At 41.6% G+C, this 22862-nt stretch carries 18 protein-coding genes, 10 tRNA genes and 1 pseudogene; 9 read left to right on the plus strand and 20 right to left on the minus strand.

Annotated elements, in window-relative coordinates; translation table 11 throughout:
- Positions 1-134: 134 nt before the first annotated feature.
- Positions 135-656: an acyl-CoA thioesterase gene (locus F946_RS08265; protein ID WP_004694449.1), complete on the minus strand. Its 522-nt coding sequence runs from the start codon at positions 654-656 to the stop codon at positions 135-137.
- 303 nt (positions 657-959) lie between these two features.
- Positions 960-1958: a patatin-like phospholipase family protein gene (locus F946_RS08270; RefSeq protein WP_035326634.1), complete on the minus strand. Its 999-nt coding sequence runs from the start codon at positions 1956-1958 to the stop codon at positions 960-962.
- A gap of 138 nt (positions 1959-2096) precedes the next feature.
- On the opposite strand from F946_RS08270, the gene chrA reads away from it, so the two are divergent.
- Positions 2097-3284, plus strand: coding sequence for a chromate efflux transporter (gene chrA, locus F946_RS08275; RefSeq protein ID WP_004981103.1), 1188 nt, complete (start codon positions 2097-2099; stop codon positions 3282-3284).
- A gap of 52 nt (positions 3285-3336) precedes the next feature.
- On the opposite strand, the gene F946_RS08280 is transcribed toward chrA, so the two are convergent.
- From F946_RS08280 to F946_RS08290, 3 genes are all read right to left on the minus strand, one after another.
- On the minus strand, positions 3337-4812 hold the full coding sequence (locus tag F946_RS08280; protein WP_004981107.1) for an alanine/glycine:cation symporter family protein: 1476 nt from the start codon (positions 4810-4812) through the stop codon (positions 3337-3339).
- A 74-nt stretch (positions 4813-4886) separates the two neighbouring features.
- Positions 4887-6128 (minus strand): sodium/glutamate symporter, encoded by a 1242-nt coding sequence (gltS, locus tag F946_RS08285; RefSeq protein WP_004981109.1) that lies wholly within the window; start codon positions 6126-6128, stop codon positions 4887-4889.
- 505 nt (positions 6129-6633) lie between these two features.
- Positions 6634-7905, minus strand: a complete 1272-nt coding sequence (locus F946_RS08290; RefSeq protein ID WP_004981111.1) for a DcaP family trimeric outer membrane transporter — start codon at positions 7903-7905, stop codon at positions 6634-6636.
- A gap of 586 nt (positions 7906-8491) precedes the next feature.
- On the opposite strand from F946_RS08290, the pseudogene F946_RS17410 reads away from it, so the two are divergent.
- Positions 8492-8941, plus strand: a pseudogene (locus tag F946_RS17410) (nitroreductase family protein); the annotation flags it as partial.
- A 73-nt stretch (positions 8942-9014) separates the two neighbouring features.
- Here F946_RS17410 and F946_RS08300 read toward each other — a convergent pair.
- On the minus strand, positions 9015-10214 hold the full coding sequence (locus F946_RS08300; protein WP_004981117.1) for a multidrug effflux MFS transporter: 1200 nt from the start codon (positions 10212-10214) through the stop codon (positions 9015-9017).
- A gap of 141 nt (positions 10215-10355) precedes the next feature.
- Here F946_RS08300 and yccS point away from each other — a divergent pair, with 141 nt between their 5' ends.
- From yccS to F946_RS08320, 4 genes are all read left to right on the plus strand, one after another.
- Complete coding sequence (gene yccS, locus F946_RS08305; protein WP_035326911.1) at positions 10356-12530, plus strand: YccS family putative transporter; 2175 nt, start codon at positions 10356-10358, stop codon at positions 12528-12530.
- A gap of 85 nt (positions 12531-12615) precedes the next feature.
- The gene (locus F946_RS08310; protein ID WP_004981126.1) at positions 12616-13176 is read left to right on the plus strand and encodes a YcxB family protein; all 561 of its coding nucleotides are present in this window, start codon (positions 12616-12618) and stop codon (positions 13174-13176) included.
- Positions 13177-13347: 171 nt separating this feature from the next.
- Entirely contained in the window at positions 13348-16011 is a 2664-nt protein-coding gene (locus F946_RS08315) for a PepSY domain-containing protein (RefSeq protein WP_004981130.1), read from the plus strand.
- Positions 16012-16106: 95 nt separating this feature from the next.
- Positions 16107-16886 carry a YdcF family protein gene (locus F946_RS08320; protein ID WP_035326913.1) on the plus strand — a complete coding sequence of 260 codons (780 nt, stop codon included), beginning with the start codon at positions 16107-16109 and terminating at the stop codon, positions 16884-16886.
- A gap of 17 nt (positions 16887-16903) precedes the next feature.
- On the opposite strand, the gene F946_RS08325 is transcribed toward F946_RS08320, so the two are convergent.
- The 13 genes from F946_RS08325 to F946_RS08385 all read right to left on the minus strand — a co-directional run bounded on the left by F946_RS08325 (position 16904) and on the right by F946_RS08385 (position 19806).
- Positions 16904-17365 carry a DUF2750 domain-containing protein gene (locus F946_RS08325; protein ID WP_004981136.1) on the minus strand — a complete coding sequence of 154 codons (462 nt, stop codon included), beginning with the start codon at positions 17363-17365 and terminating at the stop codon, positions 16904-16906.
- Positions 17366-17450: 85 nt separating this feature from the next.
- Positions 17451-17526: transfer RNA gene (locus F946_RS08330), tRNA-Val, on the minus strand.
- A gap of 88 nt (positions 17527-17614) precedes the next feature.
- Positions 17615-17691: transfer RNA gene (locus tag F946_RS08335), tRNA-Asp, on the minus strand.
- A gap of 50 nt (positions 17692-17741) precedes the next feature.
- Positions 17742-17817 (minus strand) — tRNA-Val (locus tag F946_RS08340).
- A gap of 64 nt (positions 17818-17881) precedes the next feature.
- A tRNA-Asp gene (locus F946_RS08345) sits at positions 17882-17958 on the minus strand.
- Positions 17959-17969: 11 nt separating this feature from the next.
- Positions 17970-18045 (minus strand) — tRNA-Val (locus F946_RS08350).
- A gap of 68 nt (positions 18046-18113) precedes the next feature.
- Positions 18114-18190, minus strand: a tRNA-Asp gene (locus F946_RS08355).
- 13 nt (positions 18191-18203) lie between these two features.
- Positions 18204-18279: transfer RNA gene (locus F946_RS08360), tRNA-Val, on the minus strand.
- Positions 18280-18300: 21 nt separating this feature from the next.
- Positions 18301-18377: transfer RNA gene (locus F946_RS08365), tRNA-Asp, on the minus strand.
- Between the two features lie 49 nt (positions 18378-18426).
- A tRNA-Asp gene (locus F946_RS08370) sits at positions 18427-18503 on the minus strand.
- Positions 18504-18528: 25 nt separating this feature from the next.
- Positions 18529-18604, minus strand: a tRNA-Val gene (locus tag F946_RS08375).
- 306 nt (positions 18605-18910) lie between these two features.
- Positions 18911-19414, minus strand: coding sequence for a cell wall-recycling L,D-carboxypeptidase ElsL (gene elsL, locus F946_RS08380; protein WP_004981138.1), 504 nt, complete (start codon positions 19412-19414; stop codon positions 18911-18913).
- Positions 19414-19806, minus strand: a complete 393-nt coding sequence (locus F946_RS08385) for a YbaN family protein (RefSeq protein ID WP_004981141.1) — start codon at positions 19804-19806, stop codon at positions 19414-19416. The genes elsL and F946_RS08385 overlap by 1 nt, the downstream gene beginning before the upstream one ends.
- Before the next feature lie 97 nt (positions 19807-19903).
- Here F946_RS08385 and F946_RS08390 point away from each other — a divergent pair, with 97 nt between their 5' ends.
- The 3 genes from F946_RS08390 to dapE all read left to right on the plus strand — a co-directional run bounded on the left by F946_RS08390 (position 19904) and on the right by dapE (position 22336).
- Positions 19904-20782: a DUF1853 family protein gene (locus F946_RS08390; protein ID WP_004981144.1), complete on the plus strand. Its 879-nt coding sequence runs from the start codon at positions 19904-19906 to the stop codon at positions 20780-20782.
- Between the two features lie 156 nt (positions 20783-20938).
- Entirely contained in the window at positions 20939-21085 is a 147-nt protein-coding gene (locus F946_RS08395) for an entericidin A/B family lipoprotein (protein WP_004981146.1), read from the plus strand.
- A 117-nt stretch (positions 21086-21202) separates the two neighbouring features.
- Positions 21203-22336: a succinyl-diaminopimelate desuccinylase gene (dapE, locus tag F946_RS08400; protein WP_035326638.1), complete on the plus strand. Its 1134-nt coding sequence runs from the start codon at positions 21203-21205 to the stop codon at positions 22334-22336.
- Between the two features lie 66 nt (positions 22337-22402).
- On the opposite strand, the gene F946_RS08405 is transcribed toward dapE, so the two are convergent.
- Positions 22403-22858 (minus strand): hypothetical protein, encoded by a 456-nt coding sequence (locus tag F946_RS08405; protein ID WP_004981152.1) that lies wholly within the window; start codon positions 22856-22858, stop codon positions 22403-22405.
- Between the last annotated feature and the right edge of the window lie 4 nt (positions 22859-22862).

Here is a 22862-nt window from a genome sequence, read left to right on the forward strand (position 1 = left end):
TGGACTATAGAAGTTCAAGATCAACAGGTGCAGAAAGGCAAATTTGCGTAGTTTGCCCATATGAGCTTCAATTCAAAACATCAACGTCAGACATAAAAAAAGACCCCCTATACAGGAGATCCTTTTTTAACAACTTAACTATGTGATGCTTTTTTATAAATACTGCACGAAGGATGATGGTTCTCTTGTAAACGCGCGACCTTACGTTGTTCTGCTGCTTCAAAACGACAGCGCTTCCAGTCATTGTCCAAATTCAACGCAGGAATTTGTTTTGGCTTACCATTTTCATCTACCGCAACCATGGTGAAGTAACAGCTATTGGTATGGCGTACTGTACGCTTTTGAATATTCTGTGCTTCAACACGAATACCAATTTCCATCGAAGTACGACCGACATGGTTCACACTTGCCAAGAAAGTCACTAACTCGCCGACATGAATCGGCTCTTTAAAATTAACTTTATCAACCGATAAGGTCACCACATAACTTCCTGAAAAACGACTTGCACACGCATATGCCACTTGGTCTAACAGTTTCAAAATGGTGCCACCATGCACATTTCCTGAAAAATTCGCCATATCAGGTGTCATTAAGACCGACATAGTGAGTTCAGACTGGTCATCCGCAGCCGCAGCAATTTGATCTAATGGGGACATCGCGTTCTCTAATTGGTAAGATAATAGGATATGTGACATTTATTATATCGGTTTTGAACGCTAAATTTGGTAACAAAACCATCATTATTATTTATAGTGATTTAAGTATCATTCAAAAAATATATATAAAGAAGACTAAGCTTTTGAATCTATAAGCCTTCTTTAAATTTTAATTTATTCAAAAACATTGTCGCTGTGATATTTTCACAGCATATAAATGGCTTTTTAGCCTGATTGACTGTATTTCGAGTTATAGAGATGTATAAAAGCCCATTCAGGCTTTTATTTCTACATCACGCGTGATCAATGCGTTCTTACTTGAATACTTTGAATATTCAATTTTTGCTTATAATTTTTCTGCGCAAAAACTTTTTGAATCTGTCCTAACTGTGCAACTGTTGCATCGACCCCAGCTTGCATGGTCAACTCACGGCCGCTGACATCAAAAATATGTACTTTCTCGCGCAAGTCTGGCTGAATCACAATATCAGCATTTTTCAGCTCAATTTGTGCAAGGTTCTTTTGCATAATATTGATATTTTGGTTAAACAGCCCCCAAACATTTGAGGTTTCGGTATACATTGGCTGCGCCAGAATATCGACCGCGATAATAATATCCGCCCCTAACTTACGTGCCACATCAACAGGCACGGGGCTGACTAAACCGCCATCCACATATTCATCAGCACCAATTTTAGTGGGAATAAACATACTCGGGATCGACACCGATGCCCGAACCGCTTGCCCAGTATTGCCATAGTTAAAGACGACTTTTTTGCCTTCTTTTAACTGCGTGGCCACCACATACATCGGGATAGGTAAGCTTTGAAGTGGCATATCGCTCACTTGTTCATTGACATAGTCTTCAACTTTTTGACCATCAAAGAAACCTTTCATGTCCAAACGAATATCGCGCACATCACTGGCTTTCATATTCAGCGCAATATCACGAATTTGATTGGCATTTTTACCGCTTGCATACAGCGATCCGACGATACTGCCGGCACTGGTTCCCACGATAAAGTCGGGACGAATCCCCGACTGCTCTAAAACTTGAATTGCGCCAATATGTGCATAACCACGTGCACCACCACTCCCCAACACCAAGGCAATAATTGGACGGTTCTGTTCTTTTTTGAGCTGTTTAAAATTGATCTGGTTGAGTCGCTCTTGGGCTTCCCCTGACTCAGTTTCGGTTAAAAACGCCTGATTTGGCGTTTCTTGAGCAACTTTGGGCATGCTTTGACAGCCAGCTAAAGCGAGCAATGTAAACGACATAAGGCTAAGTTTAATGTTTAACATGATTCACCGAAGTTGAGATAGAGCGAAATTTTCCAGCAGCATAGTGTATGAAAATCAGCAGTCCAAGTACTGTTGTTTTTCGTAAAAGCGTCATATTCCAGCATTATAATCTGATTCAATTTGTCAGCATAATTCAACATGTGCACTCAGCATATCACTCAAATTTTTCTGCACTTTTTAAAATTAGGCTGCTTGTCTTTTGGTGGGCCTGCTGCTCATTTGGTGTTTTTTCACCGTCATTTTGTAGAGCAACTTCGATGGTTGAGTGATGCTGAATATGCCCAATTGGTTGCTCTCGCTCAATTGCTCCCAGGGCCGACCAGCAGCCAAGTGGGTATTGCCATTGGATATCAACTGCAAGGCTACCGCGGTGCGTGTGCGGCTTGGCTCGGCTTTACTTTACCATCTATGCTCCTCATGGCATGTTTCGCGGCACTAGGTCAGCAGTACTTCAACCAACTCAGTGCGATGGCACTACATAGCATTCAGTTGATCGTTTTTGCTGTAGTTGTCTGGGCGTTTTGGCAAATGTTGACAAGTTTCTGCAAAACTATTTGGCAATATGTGCTGATGTTACTTAGCACCTTGTTTCTTTACTTCGCCCCATGGTCATTCAGCCAAATCATCATTATCTTAGTTGCAGCTCTGGTCGGTATTTATTTCGCATCAGATTCGACATCAAAGCTCCAAGACAGCAGCTTAAAAGCAAAAGTCCAAGCTAAGCGGGCTTATCTTTGGCTGATTGCTTTTGCTGTGCCTTTTATACTTTTTATGGTGTGGTATCCATCTTCTTCACTCTTCTCACAGAGCCTGTTCAGTTTTTACCAAGCAGCATCTTTGGTTTTTGGTGGTGGACATATTATTTTGCCACTTTTATATCAGGACTTTGTTGCCAACCATATCTTATCTGCCGAACAATTTGACTTGGGTTATGCGCTAGCTCAACTCATGCCCGGCCCCTTATTTAGTTTCGCAAGTTACTTAGGTGCTTTACTGCCTTTAACGCCGTTTATTTGGCTGAATGTGGTTCTAGCCACCTTAGCAATCTTTCTGCCCTCATTCTTTTTAATCTTTGCAACCTTACCCTATTGGTCTTGGCTTATGCAGCAAGCTGCGATACGAAAAGCCGTGATTGGGATTAATGCTGCAGTGGTCAGTTTACTGCTGTGTTTGGTGCTGCAAATGGGACAAAGTTATTTCAAGCATTGGACTGACTTAGTTTTTGTGGTCGCTGTTATTTTACTGCTTCGAACCAAACTCCCGATTTGGCTAGGCCTGATTTTAAGTTTTGCACTGTATCAGCTGTTCTTTTACTTTAGCGGTTAAATAGCCATAAAAAAGCCCCTATCAATGTAGAGGCTTTTTTATGACTAAATAATTACCAAATGTCTGATTTCACTTTGTCTTTAAATTTAGGATGGTTATCCAATTTAAACACTGGCTCTTTCACACCTTGTTTCAGTTGTGCCAAATAGTCTTTTAACAGCATCAATAAGAATGGTGTTAACAGCAAAATGGCAAATAAGTTAATGGTGGCCATGATACCCATGAACAAATCCGCAGTGTTCCAAATGAGAGGCACGCTCATCACTGAACCGAGATACACCATAATCAAAACAAAAATACGGAAGACGAACATCACCTTGGCATTGTTATTGATAAATTGTACATTCCCTTCAGCATAGGCATAGTTACCAATGACTGAGGAAAAGGCAAACATGAACAAAATCGTTGCAAGGAAGTCATCACCCCAAGAACCAATTTGGCTCTCTAAAGCCATTTGGGTGAGCGCTACGCCTTCAAAGCCCGCATCATGATAAAGTCCTGAGGCCAAAATAATAATCGCTGTACATGAACACACCACGAAGGTATCCACAAATACACCGAGCATTTGTACCAAACCTTGGTTTACAGGGTGCTTTACATCTGATGCAGCTGCCGCATTCGGTGCTGAACCCATACCTGCTTCATTAGAGAATAAACCACGTTTAATCCCCATCATCATTGCCATAGAAACCATCGCACCGAAGAAACCACCAGCAGCAGCTTCAAACTCAAAAGCTTTAGAGAAAATGAGCTGGAAGATATCAGGTAAAATAGCGTAATTAATTACGGCGATATATAAAGCAACAGCCAAATACAACAAGGCCATCAATGGCACAAAACTTTCTGCCACTTTGGCAATACGTTTGATCCCACCAAAGATAATCATTGCGGTCAGCAAGACTAGACCTAGTCCAACCCAAGACACCACAATATGAATGCCACCGAGTTCAAATGCTAGATTGGCTTTATCCCATCCCCATGCGTGTGCTGTTGCACCTGTAATTGCATTGGCTTGTACTGCGTTAAACACAAAACCATAGGTTGAAATAAGCGCAACAGCAAAGACTACACCCAACCATTTTTGTTTCAGGCCTTGGGTAATATAGTAGGCAGGTCCACCACGGAACTGTTTATTTTCTTGGTCACGCACCTTAAACAACTGCGCGAGAGATGACTCTACAAAAGCCGAACTCATACCCAAAAATGCAGTGACCCACATCCAAAATACTGCACCCGGTCCACCAATCGCAATTGCGATCGCAACGCCCGCAACATTACCTACACCCACACGACTTGCAAGCCCAGTGACAAAAGCCTGAAAAGGTGTAATGCCATGATCATCATCACATTCCTTACGGCTTGATTTCATGACCTTGATGCTGTGCAAAAATAAGCGAACCTGTACTGCACCCGTAATTAGGGTGTAAAACACTCCGACCGCAACAAGGAAAATCACCAAAAAGTCCCACAGAGGTCCATTCAGTGTATTCACCCACCCGAGTAATGTTTCATTTAATTGATCATTCATCTCGATATCCTAATTATTGTGAGAGACCTGAAAGCAAAAAAGCCCTAGTTTCCTAGGGCAAATTGCATTTCCAATTAGTTAAAATATTGCAAAATAGACTGAATGACAGCCACGTTAATCAAGTCTACAAAGAATGCGCCACATAAAGGCACAATCAAGAATGCCTTGTGCGAAGGACCATACATGTTGGTAATCGCCTGCATGTTTGCAACCGCAGTCGGTGTTGCACCCATACCAAATCCACAGTGACCCGCAGATAGCACCGCAGCATCGTAGTTTTTACCCATTACACGGAATGTCACAAATGCAGCATATAAGCCCATCGTAATCGTTTGCGCACCTAAAATTACCACAAGCGGACCTGCAAGGTCAGCCAATTGCCATAATTTCAACGAAAGTAGCGCCATCGCAAGGTACAACGACAATGATGCGTTACCAAATACATCAATCGCACGGTCAAAGATTTGAACTTTGAAAATACCTTCCAGCACATTACGTAAAATCACACCACCTGCAAGCGCCCAAACAAAAGTCGGTAACTCAAGCATTGTGCCTTTCATATGGCCGGTCATAAAGTCAGCAAAAGCCAAACAGCCTGCAAACAAACCTAATGTGGTAATCGCATTATCCGCAGTGATTAAACGCACACGATGTGGATATTCAAACGGTACATATTCTGTTGAATTAATATCAGTCAGTGGCGTGTTATCACTCTTTTCAATTTGTTCATTGGTGCGTGGCGTCGCCAATTGATAGCGGTTAATGAGTAACTTCGCTAGAGGACCACCAATCAAACCACCAATAATCAAACCAAATGTCGCACTCGCCATACCCAAAGCTAATGCACCTTGGATACCATGTTTAACTTCTAAAATTTCACCCCAAGCACCCGCAGTACCATGACCACCAGTTAAGGTAATTGAACCTGCAATCAAACCAATAAGTGGGTCAATACCCAATAAAGTTGCAAGGCTAATGCCGACAAAGTTTTGCACCACAATAAATGAAGCGACAGCCATCAAGAAAATAATCAGACCGATCCCGCCCTCACGCAATTTGGCAAAGTTTGCACTTAAGCCAATTGAGGCGAAGAAAATCAGCATAAAACTTGTTTGCAATTCGCTACTGGTCGTGATGCTATAGCCCCAAAGACTATGCACAACCAAGGAGATAATCGCTGCAACTAAACCACCTGCGACAGGCTCAGGAATGTTGTAGCGTTTCAAGAAACCAATTTTATTTACCAAGAAGCGGCCAAGTAACAAAACGATGACAGCAGCAATCAAGGTATAAAAAGCGTTAAAAGTAAATTCCATGACAATTGTCCATAAAGCGGATGCTTAGATTTTGTTATCTGGCTAATAAGCCACCGAATCCATTGATACTTCAAGAGATATTTCGTAAATCTGAGACAAACTCAGTCTTGCGTATGGAAATTCAGGCAATGGGTAAATTGGTAACAAACTAAGCGATCTGATGCATAACATGTTCAGTTCTACACGATGAGTAAACTGAAATAACGTAATGCCCAATAATGTTTGGACACAGATACGGTTTTTTGAAAAAAATCACAAAACCGCCCCATATTGGCTCAAAAACAACCAATAAAAGTACAATATGGGCGAAAGACCGACATTATGCAGATTTTTTATAGATAATCTTTATTTTTTTACAATAATTTCCAACTATTTCACTTATTTTTTTCTGACTTAATACTTAAGTCTATATTCAAAATGTATTTAGTCTGTATAAATTTCTCTACTCAGACAAAACAGGAGCCTAAAGCTCCTGTTTTAAAACGACAACTATTTCATTACATGATTAGAAGCTGTATTTCGCCATTAAGCCAACACGGTTGTCTTTGTAGCTATCGCCAGCAAAGGTATCACGTTTACCATTGATATATTCAACACCTAAATCCAAAGGTTTAACTGGTGAATAGATGAAGTTAATCCATGCTTGGTAAACTTCTTCATTTGCAGCTGTGTTTAAACGTGCGTAATCAGTACCATCATCTGCAAATAGAGCGCCATACGCTAAAGTCGAGCGTAATTTTTCGTTGAATTTATACGTACCACCGACTTGTACGCCAAATGCCTCATTTTGTGCAATCTTGTCATTTGCAGCATTAACCACATATGCAGAGTTACTGCCATACAAGTAGTTACTGTTACCATCCACATAAGACACATCAGCACTTATTTTTAGTGGATCCATTACTTGATAATTTACACCTGCAGCTAAGCCCCAAGCTGTATCAGAGTCATCAGCCGATTTATAATTTTCAACTAAAGCACGAGCAGACACAGAGCCTTTGCCATCAGCAAAACCTTGCGTCAATTTCACTGTTAGGTTCGGTACGCTATATTTAATACCAGTACCACTGCCATTTCCTTCTTCAGCAGCAATGAATAGTTTGGTTGCAGGTGCTAAATTAAAGCCATAACGTACTTGTGGAATACGTGCTGTACCCCCACCCACGTTCGTGCCGAAGTCAATCATTTCTGGCGCATGGTTAGACAGGAAGTTAGATGTAGTTTGACCAAACAGCCAGTTGTTATAAGTTAAATATGCATGACGAATACGAAGATTTTCACTTTTATCATTATCACTACTTGCAAAGTCAACTTCTACTTTACCGCCCAATTTGTTATCACCAGCCACATTGGTATTAAAATCAAAACCTAAGCGTGTGGTTTTCGCTGTTGCACGCAGTTTGTCTTTAGTTTGACCATTTGAGCTTGAAACTTTGTTGAAGTCGTCATCCGCACCTTCAATAATATAGTTTGCATCACCACGTACATAACCATAAAAGTTAATGTCTGCGCCAGACTTAGATTTGAACGAAGACAGTGGAGATTCAGCTTTTACAGGAGCAGGCTGTGTTTTCACCTGTTGAATCTGAACTGCTTGTTGTTGTTGAACTTGTTGCTGTTGTTGCATTAATGCTTTTAGCTCTGCAACTTCGGCACGTAACTGAGCAAGTTCTTGTTGTTCTTTGGTTGCAGCATGAGTTGTTGTCATCATCAGAGCAGCCACACTAAGTGCTAGGCTTTGAGCGATAAATGGCTTTTTATTGAGGGCTAAACGCATACACAAACTTCCTTTATTACATTGTTAATAGTGAATCAAAAATTCCATTTCAGTAAAATTTTTTGCACAAAAGACCACTCCGTTTTGGTCTTTTCATATGCAAAGTAATCTTATAAAGATGAAAAATCGCACATTTCGATGTTTTAAGATATGACCTTTTATTACTCTTGCCACTAAAGTCTAATGCACACAATTTCAAACTATAATTGATGTTATTCGCGATTGGCTTTGAAGCATCAAATTACAATTTAGACAGACTTTTGCAATAATTAAGTAACAATTCTTCATATTTTCTTAAATATAGACTGAGTTTTATTTAAGATCTATATTTTTTTCTTATAACTAAAGTCTTAGTCTAATAGATAGCCATCTATGCCCAATGATGGGTCAAAATCACAGCTTTGCACCAAAAAAGCCTAACTATTCAGACTATTATTGAGCATGATAAATAAAATATCCGCAAGCACGAATACACGATTATGGCAAATAGATGTGCTCATAGGAAAACTCCTAACAAAATGTTTGAGCAAACTCGTCAAACTCAATTTAGACCGTCTGAACATCCTGAAAAAACATCTAATAATAAGAAACTTTTGCATATTATCCAGAAAAATGGATTTCGCCTTTTATTGAGCGTGGCCGTGAAAATGGTTGGGGCTTATATGGCTTGCTTAATATTCAAAAAGGTGAAAAAGCGAAAATCGCACAGCAGCAATCACGTAATGACTAATTTTTTTACGCACCTGTCGAACTATTCTTCACAGTCAATCAAGCCATGGGCATCGGCGCGAAAATATTGCCATGATGATGCAAAATGTCATGCTTTGCAGCCAAAGCACGAGACTCAGGCACTTGCTTACAAGCTGCATAGAATCATTTTCATGCTCTCGTGCTGAATACACTTGGTGCTGCACAATTTGAAGAATTGGTCTGCAGTGTGGCACTGGGTTATGGGGATCCTGAGCAGATCGTCAATCACTTTATAACACCACGCGTATCAGTTGAAGATTTTGCAGTATTATTAAATAATGACTAAGATTTAAAGCATTCATTTAAATAAAAAAAAGACTAAAATGAGTCTCTTTTTTATATAGTCACGACTTAAATTTTTAGGCTTTTTCGTGCTCAAGCTTAAACACATAATACAAAGCCAAAGCCACAAAAATAGCCATGACAATGGCCATATTCAAAAGTGCCGACCAAAGTAGAAAATTAAGAATTACGCCACAAAGTAGGCCACAACCAAATTGCATGCTGCCCATAATCGCACTGGCCGTTCCTGCCCGTGCACCCTGCTCAGACATTGCAATCGCCATGGCATTTGGGCCTGTAAAACCGATTGCTGCGACAGCGAGAAACATCCCTGCACATACGATATATAAGGGCGCATGCGTCATGCTACCCGCTACCAACAACAGCCCCACACCAGCCAGTTGCAAAAAACTGCCTAATTTTAAGCGCTGAAAAACACTTAACTTTTGTGCCAGACGTTTATTTAAAGTCGAGAACAGCATAATCCCAACTGCATTGGCACCAAAGGCATAGGCAAAAATTTGCTGACTTAAGCCATAACCATCCATCAGAATGGCAGCAGAAGCACTGATATAGCAAAAGAGTACAGCCCCGGCAAAACATCCAACAAACATCGGGCGTCTAAAGCTCGAATCTTGCAGAATCGCCCCGTAGAGATTTAAAACTTGGTTAAAGTTAAGCTTTAAACGGCGCTTAGGATCTAAAGTTTCTTCAAAGAAAAAGTGTACACAGCACAGGCTTCCCAAACCAACGACCATCAAAAAGGCGAAAATACTATGCCAACTACTGAAACTCAGTACCAGCGCGCCTAAACTCGGTGCAATAATCGGCGCGATGGTGGTCACGATCATCATACTGGCAAATGCTTGGGCTGAGGCTTGCATATCTAAACGGTCACGAATCGCAGCACGGGCAATCACCACGCCTACACAACCGCCTAAGGCTTGCAAAAGCCGAGCAGCAATGAGACTCCACTCACTGTTTGCAAACACACACAGTAAACTGGCAATAATGTAGAGACTTAGGCCAAAATACAGCGGTTTTTTGCGCCCAATACGGTCACTTACCGGCCCATAAATCAGTTGTCCAATAGCCAAACCTAAGAAGTACGCAGGTAAGCTGTTGGCCACCATTTGTGTGCTTACCCCGAAGTCATCTGCCATTTGTGGCAAAGCGGGTAAATACATATCAATCGATAGTGGACCGAGGGCAGTCAGTGAAGCAAGTAAGAGAATCCAAGCGTTGGAATAGACCGCTTTTTCCTGTGTAGTCGACATAGGATTAATTTATGTTTTGGAAGGAGAGTTTGCAGACAAGTTTACACGCTCCATAGTATGATTTATAGCAGAGCAGGTGAAATTTCACATATTCTCATATTTGAAAATTGTCCAACCCTAAGTGACAAACAAAGGTGCCCTTTGAAAGCATGGCTGATCAGTCTAAAACAGGCTACTTATAATACAACCTTCATGTATAACCTCCGTATGGTTATTACTTTTGCAGGGACTGCTTTTGTTCCATATTTTATGGGCTTTCAACTGGCAACTATTCCGCTGACACTCGGCGCAGTTGCTGCAGGTTTAAGTGATATTGATGACCGCTTTTCCGTGCGAATCATGAATTTAATTTTTACCTATATTGGCTTTTTCATTACCGCAACGTCGATTTACTTTTTATTTCCGCACCCAATTTTATTCGCACTGGGTCTAATCGTTTCGTGTATTGGTCTGATTTTACTGGGCTCACTGGGACGTCGTTATGCCACCATTTCCTATGGTTGCTTAGTGGTTTCGGTTTACTCCATGCTCGGTGTCGGACTTTTTGACAACTGGTATACACAACCGTCTCTGCTGGTGATTGGGGCAATTTGGTATAGCGTTATTTCAACCATCAGTTTTCTGCTCTTTCCCGTTCGTCAGGTACAAGACAATCTATCGAAGTGTTATTCCTCACTCGCCGATTTTCTGTTTGCCAAATCCAACCTGTTTGATGTCGATATGACAGCAAACAGCTATCAACAGAGCATGATTGAACTGTCGTTGGAAAATGGTAGATTGATTGCAATTTTCAATGACATGAAAACCGCCTTGCTCACCCGTTTAAAAGGTGACCGTGGACAACGGGATACACGCCGCAGTCTGCAATATTATTTTGTAGCGCAAGATATTCACGAGCGTGCAGATTCAGCACATATTGACTATCAAAAACTGGCGAAAATTTTTCAACACAGCGATATCTTATTCCGCTTTCAACGAATTTTATCTATACAAGCTAAAGCCTGTAAGGACTTAAGCAGCAGCATTTTAAACCGTCAAACCTACACCCATAATAAACGCTTTAAACATGCTTTTGAAAACCTCCGTTTATCATTAGAAAAGCTCAGAGACGAACAACAATACGACCAAATTTGGGTCAACGCTCTGTATTCACTGTATCAAAACTTAAAGTCGATTGATGCGCAGCTACGTAACTTAGAAACTGAACGCAATATTAAACTCGATAAAACCAAACATATCGAAAGTCAGCTCAAAGATGATGACCTGAAAGGCTGGGATGACATTAAGGTTCGGATTAAACAACATCTCACCCCGGAGTCGGTGTTATTTCGGCACGCGATTCGTCTGTCTATCGTGCTATTGGTTGGATATATCTTTGTTCAAGTCACTAACATTGAATATGGGTACTGGATTCTACTTACAGCACTATTTGTCAGTCAGCCCAATTTCAACGCAACCAAACGTCGTTTACGTTTACGTATCGTAGGCACGTTGGTCGGAATCATTTTAGGGTATGCCGTATTGTACTTTGTACCTTCGATTGAAGGACAACTTCTCGTCTTGGTCATCAGCGGGGTACTTTTCTTTGAGCTGCGCAGTAAACAATACGCTCAAGCCACCGCTTTCATCACTATTTTGGCGCTGATTAATTTCAACTTAGACGGTATGGGATACGAAGCTGCCCTTCCGCGCATGATGGATACCTTAATTGGCTGTGGTTTGGCATGGTTAGGTGTAAGTTTTATTTTCCCAGACTGGAAGTTCCGTCGCCTACCCCGCACAATTTACCGTTCGCTTTCCGCTCAATGTGATTATTTGGCAGAGGTGATTGAGCAGTATAAGTCTGGACGTAACAATGGCCTGAATTATCGCGTGGTTCGTCGTGCTGCACACAATACCGATGCCGAAGTTGCTTCACTCATTTCCACTTTAGCCACCGAGCCCGACTTTGACCCAACGCAAAAGAGCTTGGCGTTTGAGTTCTTATGTCTCAATCATACCTTTATTAGCTATATTGCAGCGTTGGGAGCTCATCGTGAAAAAATTGACGACCCACAAATTTTAGAATTGATGGATCGCGCTTTTGACAATATCCAAGGTGCGCTCCTGCGTGATGAAATGCCTGATTTAACTGCACAAAATATGCTACAGACCATTCGTCAGCGTTTAAGCCAAAATAATGAGGAAGATCAGAAGGCATTGATTATTTTACAACAGCTTTCCTTGATGTTTAGCATCTTGAATCAGTTCAGTCGTTTGAAGCAAAGTTTAAGCCACGAACGGGATCATGAGGCCACAGAACTGGCTTCATTATAATTTGGGTGATTTTGGAACAATATACTCACTGAAATGCTCTAAATGATGCTAAACTTTTTGCAGTTTTAAATCTGTTACTTTCACTATGACCGCGAAAAATTTATACGCTTACACTTTACAGCCTGTGACCTATGAAATCACTGAAGCTGAACAACGCGATGCTCAATTAAAAATTTGGCGTAGCACAAACAAAATTAGCATGAAAGCTTGGATCATCATGGCTGTCGTTACAGCCCTTTCGATTCTTGGCCTAATTTTACTCAAAAATTATTCAACCATCTTTTGTTGGGTCGCAATCGCCTGCGTCGTGGTTTACCTTTTAGTCCGTAAATTCGGTTTAGAATGGTATGTGAAGCGAAAAATGAATGAGTTTCCAGTTCAGGAAATTAAAGGCATTCGTTTAGGTGTACAACCTCACGGTCTGATTATGCGCCAGCAAATGGGCATGCAAGAAGGTGTCGGTGCAATCGGTTGGAAAGACATCTACGAATGGTACAACACACCTGAGTTTTTGTTGATTAAATTCAAAGTGAAAGGCCAAGAAGGTGCATACATTCTGCCAAAACGCATGGATAGCAAAAACTTCTCGTTTAATACGATTCGTAAACATTTAAAAGAAACAGTTGGTGAAGCACAGCCACTTTAAGTCCTGCTTTCTCCTCTGTAAAAAACCTCCAACTTTTGGAGGTTTTTTTATATCCCAAACCCTCGAATACAAATGATAATGAGAATAAATATTAATTTCTAAATCCATATTATCTTCTCAATCTTCAGGTATAATTTCCGCACAACAAATCGCTCACCATTAAGTATCGCCATGTTTAAAAAAACATTTTTCCAAGTGCATTGGTTTTTGGGAATCACTGCGGGTCTTATCCTGTCGCTTATGGGCGTCACAGGGGCCATCTATTCTTATGAACAACAAATCTTAAAATGGATGAACCCAGACAGCTATACCGTTCAAGCAACACAAAACAATAAATTAACCCCTGCTGAGCTGTATCTACATTTCCAAAAACAAGATCCTGCCATCAAAATCAATAGTATTACGATTGCTCAAGAGTCAAGCACTTCAAGTACGGTCAATATCGAGAAAGAAGGCGCACGTCGTGGTTATAACATGATGGTGAACCCGTATACTGCTGAAGTCTTACCCGAAGTTAAAGGCCGTGAGTTTTTTAACTTTATTCAACAGTTGCACCGTAATTTAACTGTCGGTCCTGTCGGTAAACAAATTACTGGCGCTTGTACCCTCATGCTTATTTTCTTTGTATTGAGTGGCCTGTACTTACGTTGGCCCAAACGTCACTCCATCAAACAATGGTTTTTTATTAAACCTAAATTGAAAGGACGCAACTTCATTTGGGATTTACATGCTGTTGTTGGTACTTGGGTGGTGATTTTTTATCTGATCTTGGCCTGTACAGGACTGTACTGGTCTTATGATTGGTGGCGCGATGGCATGTTTAAAGTCCTTGGCGTTGAGCGCCCACAAGCACAAATGCAAGAAGGACCCCGTCCAAATACTGGTGCTCAAGGCCCACGTGGCGAACAGGCTGGTGCTCGTGGTGGCGAATCACGTGAGCAAAGTCGTGGCGGACCACAAGGTGAGCACGCTGCAAGTGGCGAACGTGGGCAAGGCGAACAACATGGCGAGCGTAAAGGCTTATCTCCTGAACAAGTACAAATAGCTTTAACCCAAACATGGACAGGATTTAATGCACAAGTTGGTCGAGACTATTCAACCCTGACCCTAAATATTCCGAAAAAGCCCGATGGTACACTTGAGCTTTCATTTGTAGATGCAATTCCACAACATGAGCGGGCGCGAAATTCAGCGGTCTTCAATTATCAAACTTCACAAATTGAAAAAATGGAGTTATATGAGCAGAAGAAGCTGAATGAAAAAATCATGAGCAGTATGCTTCCTGTACACCGTGGTAGCTTCTTTGGCCCAATTTATCAATTCTTTGCCATGTTTGCATCACTGATGATGCCACTGTTCTTTGTAACCGGTTGGATGCTATATCTAAAACGTCGTAAGCAGAAGAAACTCACCCAGCAAGCCCGTGGTGGAGCATTGAATGTTCCGGTCGATCCACATGCGAAACCATGGCTCATTGCTTATGCAACACAAACGGGTGTTTCTGAACAAATCGCTTGGCGTACTGCAACCAGCTTACAAGAAGCAAGACAACCTGTAAGTGTTAAAGCTGTGCAACACTTAACGCAAGATGACTTAAAAACTGCTGAACAAGTGCTTTTTGTTGCAAGTACTTATGGCACGGGTGAAGCACCTGACTTAGCCAGTAGTTTTGAAAAGAAATTTTTAAATACAACTTTGGATTTGTCACACCTTCACTATGCCGTGCTGGCTTTAGGCTCTCAAGAATATCCTGATTCCTATTGTAGTTTTGGACATCGTATTGACCGTTGGTTAAAAGCCAATGGAGCGCATGCTTTGTTTGAAACGATTGAAGTCAACAACGCAGATAACAATGATATTCAACGTTGGAACAGTGCTCTTGCCTCTGCAACCAAACTTGAGCTTCAAGCCATGAATATTGACAAAACCTTTGATCAATGGAATTTGGCACAACGTGAAGTACTCAATCCAAATAGTGTCGGAGCACATGCTTATAATATTGAGCTAAAAACCAACTTCGATGCAACATGGCAAGCAGGTGATATTGCTGAAGTTCAACCAGGTAACAGCACAGCACGCATCCAAGCCTTTATGCAAAAGCATCACATTGCAGCACAAAGCATCGTTGAGTCTTTAGCCATTTCGATTGAGCAAGCGCTTTGGGATAAGAACCTCAACACAGAGATTGAGCCTTTTGCCAATTTGGAACATTTACTGGAACAGTTGAGCCTTTTACCTACACGTGAATACTCGATTGCAAGTGTACCGACTCAACAAGTGTTACGTTTGGTCGTGCGCCAACAGCAAGATTCAGAAGGTGAACTGGGCTTAGGTTCTGGTTGGTTAACCCAACATGCCGAGCTTCAACAACCTATCGCATTACGTATTCGTACCAATGAATCATTCCATTTGATCAATGACAACCGTCCTATCATTTGTATTGGAAACGGCACAGGCATCGCGGGTTTAATGAGTCTACTCCATGCACGTACACGCCTAGACTACACTCAAAACTGGTTGATCTTTGGTGAGCGTCAACGTGAACATGATTTCTTCTATCAAAGTACGATTGAAGCGTGGCAAACCACAGGCATGCTACAACGATTAGATTTAGCGTTCTCGCGAGATCAAGCAGAGAAAGTCTATGTACACCATAAACTACGTGAACAAGCCACTGAGCTTAAAACATGGGTTGAAAATGGTGCCGTAATTTATGTCTGCGGTAGCATTAATGGGATGGCGAGCGATGTCGATGCTGCGCTAATTGAAATCTTAGGCGAAGAAAAATTAGATCAATTACGTCAAGAAGGTCGTTACCGTCGTGATGTTTACTAAACACTAAGCGCAAGTAAAAAAACCGAGCCACAGTGCTCGGTTTTTTCATGCGTAAATTTGCTAGAATTCATGCAAACGATAACCCACAAGCTTGTATGCAAAAATCAAAAAGAGTCATTAGTTTTATTATCGGGTCATTACTGTTCGCAGACGGCTTGTATTTTGTTTTACAACTACGCTTTAATTTTGGCACCCTCTTGCCCTTATTGATTGGACTAGGCCTGATCATTTATGCACTCGCTTATCCTAAGCTTATCGCCTATATTCAAACCAATACAACCAGACAATCAATATGGCGTTGGGCTTGGGCGATTTTCTTTGTTTGGGTTTTTAGCTTAGTTATTTTCTTCGTCTTTTTAGGGTTTTCAAATCAACAAAATACCCCTCATGTCGCTGCACCCGCTATTGTAATTCTTGGCAGTGGTCTGAAGCATGGCAAACCGAGTCCAACATTGGCCAGCCGTTTAGATCAAGCGGCAAGCTATGCCAAGCTACATCCCAACAGCATTATGGTCGTCAGTGGCGGCCTATCCTTTCAGCAAAAAAATAGTGAAGCTGAAGCAATGCGACAATATCTGATTGATGTACACCATATCCCAGTGAAGCGTATTTACACCGAAGATCAAAGCACCAGTACTGAGTTAAATCTGATCAATAGTAAAAAGATCTTAGCCAAGCAGCATATTTCCCTACAGCAACCGATTGCTATTGTGACCAGCGATTTTCATATTCCTCGTAGCCGTGCTATAGCCATACGTCAGGGTTATCAAACGCCCATCATGATCAGCGCTCAGACACCTTTTGCCACTCGCTATAATGCATGGTTACGTGAGTATTTTGCATATTGGAGTGGTTGGTTACTCAATGAATACTAAAATGGGATCATCTTGAATTAATGGAGGCGAATTGTCCGTGGCGATGGTAATTGTAATTGTTTAAATAACTCAGGCTTCTGCATTGAAAATTGATATAAATAGTTTTTGATATCTAATAATAATTTTTCTGGAGCAACCAAGACATTCTGCCCTTCTGGGCTTAAATTCATCGAGACCGTGGTTTTTTCTGCACGTAAGAATGGAATCACTTTTTCGACTAAATCGCTAAGACCAATACTCTGTATTTCGTAGCCCGCCCAATTATCTTTCACCAAAAGCTGCGCTAAACCTTTACTCTGCCACATCGCAAAGGAACGTTGACCGGTTGGCGTAGCACATAAAGCCCAGCCATCTTGATATAAGGCAATAACATGGCCTTGATGCACGATAGTTTCGATAAAAAGACGATAGATTTCAAGAGGATCATAAGCAATATTTTGATTTTTAGATGCAGCTTTGCGTTGATATGGATTTCTCATAAATCTGTCATATTTTAAAATTATTATTGCACAGAAGTGTATGAAAACAGCTTGAGATAAGCAAGGTTTTTACGATAAGGGAATATGGTGGGCGCTGACGGGATCGAACCGCCGACATTCTGCTTGTAAGGCAGACGCTCTACCAACTGAGCTAAGCGCCCTTGAGAAATAAAAATAGCGTCGCTATTTTTATGATGCAAGAAAGAAATCTTGCTTGATTCCATTTACTAGCACAAGGGATCTAGAAAATGGCGCAGCGGACGGGGCTCGAACCCGCGACCCCCGGCGTGACAGGCCGGTATTCTAACCAACTGAACTACCGCTGCAACGGTAATTGCGAATGCAATTAGGGTCATTAAGCTTTACAGCTTGAATATGGTGGGCGCTGACGGGATCGAACCGCCGACATTCTGCTTGTAAGGCAGACGCTCTACCAACTGAGCTAAGCGCCCTGATTTAAGATTGTCAGTCTTAGTGTTCAAATTTAAGCTCAGGGACTTAAATTTATATTTTAAATGGCGCAGCGGACGGGGCTCGAACCCGCGACCCCCGGCGTGACAGGCCGGTATTCTAACCAACTGAACTACCGCTGCGTCGTAAAATATGGTGGGCGCTGACGGGATCGAACCGCCGACATTCTGCTTGTAAGGCAGACGCTCTACCAACTGAGCTAAGCGCCCTGATTAAGATTGTCAGTCTTAGTTTTTAAACTTAAGCTCAGGAACTTAAATTTAATCGATTCTTTGAATGGCGCAGCGGACGGGGCTCGAACCCGCGACCCCCGGCGTGACAGGCCGGTATTCTAACCAACTGAACTACCGCTGCATCGCAAAAAATCTGGTGGGCGCTGACGGGATCGAACCGCCGACATTCTGCTTGTAAGGCAGACGCTCTACCAACTGAGCTAAGCGCCCTCATTAAGGATTCTGTATAAATGGCGCAGCGGACGGGGCTCGAACCCGCGACCCCCGGCGTGACAGGCCGGTATTCTAACCAACTGAACTACCGCTGCACTTACACAAAGTCACTAATGTGGTACAAACAATATTAAAAATCTTAAGTGGCGCAGCGGACGGGGCTCGAACCCGCGACCCCCGGCGTGACAGGCCGGTATTCTAACCAACTGAACTACCGCTGCACGTAAGATCTTTAACGTAAAGGCTTGGTGGGCGCTGACGGGATCGAACCGCCGACATTCTGCTTGTAAGGCAGACGCTCTACCAACTGAGCTAAGCGCCCTTAACGTCTTTATCGTTTGTGAGGTGCATTATAGAGAATCTTTACAGGCTGTCAAACGCTTTTCGGCTTGTTTTCGCTTTTTTGCAATCGAGTGATTAAAAAATAGGTCAAATGGTATAAAAACAAGTATTTTCTGTATGTTATTTAACATATTTGCGAAAATTAAAATGATTATTCGCTAAATTTCTTTTCCTCAAAATACAGATTTTCTATGATTAATCCTCTTCTTCTATTAAATATTCATATTTTAAATTACAGCGGTGAATACTCAATAAAATAACTTTGCACATTTTTTAACAGCTATTTTTAGATTTCAAGTTTATGTTCGGAAATATAAACCAGCGCATTGCAATCAATTAGTTCAAATAACTCCATGACATCCGTATTACGCATACGAATACAGCCATGTGACATCGGCATCCCCATTGGTTCGCTATCTGGTGTTCCATGAATATAGATATAACGTTGATAGGTATCGCAGCCTTCCCCGCGATTGAAGCCCTCTTCTAAACCACTCAGCCATAAAATCCGAGACAAAATCCAGTCCCGTTCAGGAAACTGGTTGGCTAAATCGGTATCGTATACTTCCCCAGTAGGCTTTCGAGCAATAAAAACGGCATTTTGCGGTTGCTCAGCACCATGCTTCTCAGCAACCAGATGCCAACCTCGTGGGGTTTTACCACTATTTTCAGTTTCACCAATGCCATTTTTTCCTGATGAGATCAGATAAAATTTATTCTTTTTAGGCAGTGTTAAAGTCTGTTCAGCCAAATCAATCAAGACGTCCGCATCAGCAATTACATAAGACATCAGTTGTCCTCTATTTGTTTTTTATCTATTACCGTACTGGGTTCTGGGCGTAACCATAACCATATTGCGACAAGCAGCATGGTGGTATTAGTAAATAATTTCACAAAGAATGGTGCATTGGTCAGTAGCATGATCAGCCCACTGATCAACATCATGATACTGGCAAACCATTTCGCTTTACGTGGTACAGTGCCATTGGCACGCCATGCTCTTAACGTTGCACCATATTTAGGATGGTTGAGCAACCAAGCATCCATTTGCGGCCAACCTTTAGATGCAGCCCAAGCTGCCAAGATCAGAAAAACAGTTGTTGGCATACCCGGCAACAGTGCACCGATAAAGCCTAGGATGACAAAGATCACCACTAAACAACGCCAAAACAACGTTTTCATACCACTTTCCTGAACACCGAATTGCGGTAGTATAAAGTGTTTTTTAAGTTTATCCGTTGTCCTTCTGCATATTTAGCTTCTTTTTTAAGGCACTCGCATGCACCTTATTTCACAACATCAGTTGTTCGAACCCTGGCTCCAATTCAAACACCCATTGGTTCGCCAATTGGCTTTTGCTGTAGCAAGTCCAAACATTTTGTCTGCATTGCCGTTAGAGCTCGATATACAACATGCTTTTCATTTTCATCCCTCACAGATCTGGCAACAGCACTTTAAAACCTATTTACCTCGCCTTAAACAGCTCGATCAAGACCCAAAAGAACTCGAAGACTTTATGGCTCAACTGAAAAGTACCCGTTTAGGTCTGCGCTTTGAAATGTTCATGTGGTTTTGGTTACTGGATCATCGCTATCATGCTTATGAATTGTTGGGTCATAGTATTCAAATCATTGATGGTGCACGTACTACAGGTGAGCTAGACTTTTTAATTAAAAATACCGAAACCAATCAAATCGAGCATTGGGAAATTGCGTTGAAATATTATTTGGGTGAAACAAATCTGAGCTTAACCACATGGTATGGTTTAAATCGTACCGACACTTTAAATCGAAAATTAAAACACTTTACCCATAAACAGTTTCAATTCCAGCAAGCTTTGGACACAGACATTCAGGCTCGCTTTGCCGTTTTAAAGGGGCAACTCTTTCTCCCCCTAATAAATGGTTTCACAGCAGTTGATGCTTTAAACCAATACCCCCTCCCCGATTGGCTCAATCCAGACCGTCGACTAGGTACTTGGGGTAACGTCATTCCAACGACCGACTTGAATTACTATCGCCTACAACGTCAAGAATGGATTTGCCCAAATGCTGAAGTCAGTAGCCAAAATGCACATTGGTGGACCAATGGACTGTACTTACAAAATCAAAACAATCAGTTTTATATGTACCGAAATCCAAATTTGATTTTAACTTGATTTTGCAGAAGTTACTTTATACAAAAATACATAACGCAACATACGCTTACTCATCTCCTGTAAAACGATGCTATTGTTTAAAGTGTTTATTTTTTAATCTTTAAAAACATCAGAACAAAATCATTTGATGACAACACCAAAATTTTGGAGAATGAGATGAAGAAAATTATTGCTAGTTCATTAGTTATGCTTTTTGTTTTAGCTGGCTGTAATACCGTCAAAGGTATTGGTGAAGATGTCTCTTCAGCAGGTAGTGCTGTATCAAATACCGCTGAAAAAACCCAAGATGAAATCCGCAAGTAATTAATATTTGCATCAAAACCTTATCTAAATGATAAGGTTTTTTTATTGCTAAGTTTCGCATTCCAGAGATTAATCGCCTATTATAGTGCCGACTGTTTTATTGACTTTGAAATGCGCATGACCTCTTCTGCTACTCTCGATTTAAGCCTCCAACTTTTACGTCAGCCATCGGTTACACCTGTGGACCACAACTGTCAAAATATTATGGCTGAACGCTTAAAAAAAATTGGTTTCAACATTGAATCTTTGCGCTTTGATGATGTTGATAATCTATGGGCACGAAAAGGCACTGAAGCACCTGTATTCTGCTTTGCCGGTCATACTGATGTCGTTCCTACAGGTAATTTAGATGCTTGGAACTCAGACCCATTTGCCCCTGAAATTCGTGATGGTAAGCTTTATGGTCGTGGCAGTGCAGACATGAAAACCGCCTTGGCCGCAATGGTGGTTGCTTCTGAACGCTTTGTTGCGAAACACCCGAATCATAAAGGCTCAATCGCGTTCCTCATCACCTCAGATGAAGAAGGTCCATCGATCAATGGCACAGTCAAAGTGATCGAAACACTCGAAGCCCGTAATGAAAAAATGAAGTGGTGTTTGGTGGGTGAACCTTCAAGTACCCATAAACTGGGTGATATTGTTAAAAATGGTCGTCGTGGTTCACTCAATGCAGTAATGACAGTGAAAGGGAAACAAGGTCACGTGGCTTATCCACACTTGGCCATTAACCCGATTCACATGGCGTCTAAAGCCGTTGCTGAACTTTGTGATACGGTTTGGGATCAAGGCAACGAATACTTCCCTGCGACGTCTTTCCAAGTGTCAAATATTCAAGCTGGTACAGGGGCAACCAATGTCGTTCCAGGCACGATGACCGTAACTTTCAATTTCCGTTATTCAACTGAATTGACCGCTGAAGAATTAAAAGCACGTGTTTTAGAAATTTTGGATCGTCATGGTTTAGACTACGACATTAAATGGACACACTCAGGCTTACCTTTCCTGACGCCAGTGGGTGAGTTAGTGAATGCGGCTAAAAATGCCATTCGTAATGTGACTGGTGTAGAAACTGAGCTTTCAACCTCAGGCGGAACATCTGATGGTCGCTTTATTGCTCCTACAGGTGCTCAAGTACTTGAGCTTGGTGTTCTCAATGCCAGCATCCATCAAATTGATGAGCATGTGAATGTGGCTGATCTTGAACCGCTTGCTGAAATTTACGAACAAATTTTAGAAGATCTTTTGGCATAAGCGTACAAATCCATATAAAAAAGGAACTCAATCGAGTTCCTTTTTTATTGCATTCAATGCTTAAGCTTAAAGACCTAAGCTCGCCTGAATTTTATTTAAATTCGGTACGTGGTAAGTCTCATCGCCCATACGCACCAGCTGGAAAATAGTGGGATCATTCACAGGGCTTTCATCATCAACAATTTCAGAAATACGCAAACGAATCGACTTCGGCATTTCATTACACATCAAAGCAAAGCGTTGAGAAGCATCATCCCCTTCAATCACCAGTGCCACCCCTTCCGTTTGGTCTGGGCGGTTGATGGCATAGACAGGCAGATGAAGATCATGCCATTCCACCGTTTTCACCTGTGTATCACTATCAAGCGCAGACAGAACAATATTTTGCGGCAAGAGCATGGCATTTTTTCCATGGCATTCAATGATATAAGCATCAATAAAACCCGTTGATACTGTAATCAGATATTGCAATTCTTGCTGACTGATTTGCTCATTCATGCTCTTTGAAACATTTGCATTCATTTAT

Source organism: Acinetobacter johnsonii ANC 3681 (assembly GCF_000368805.1).
Lineage (GTDB): Bacteria > Pseudomonadota > Gammaproteobacteria > Pseudomonadales > Moraxellaceae > Acinetobacter > Acinetobacter johnsonii.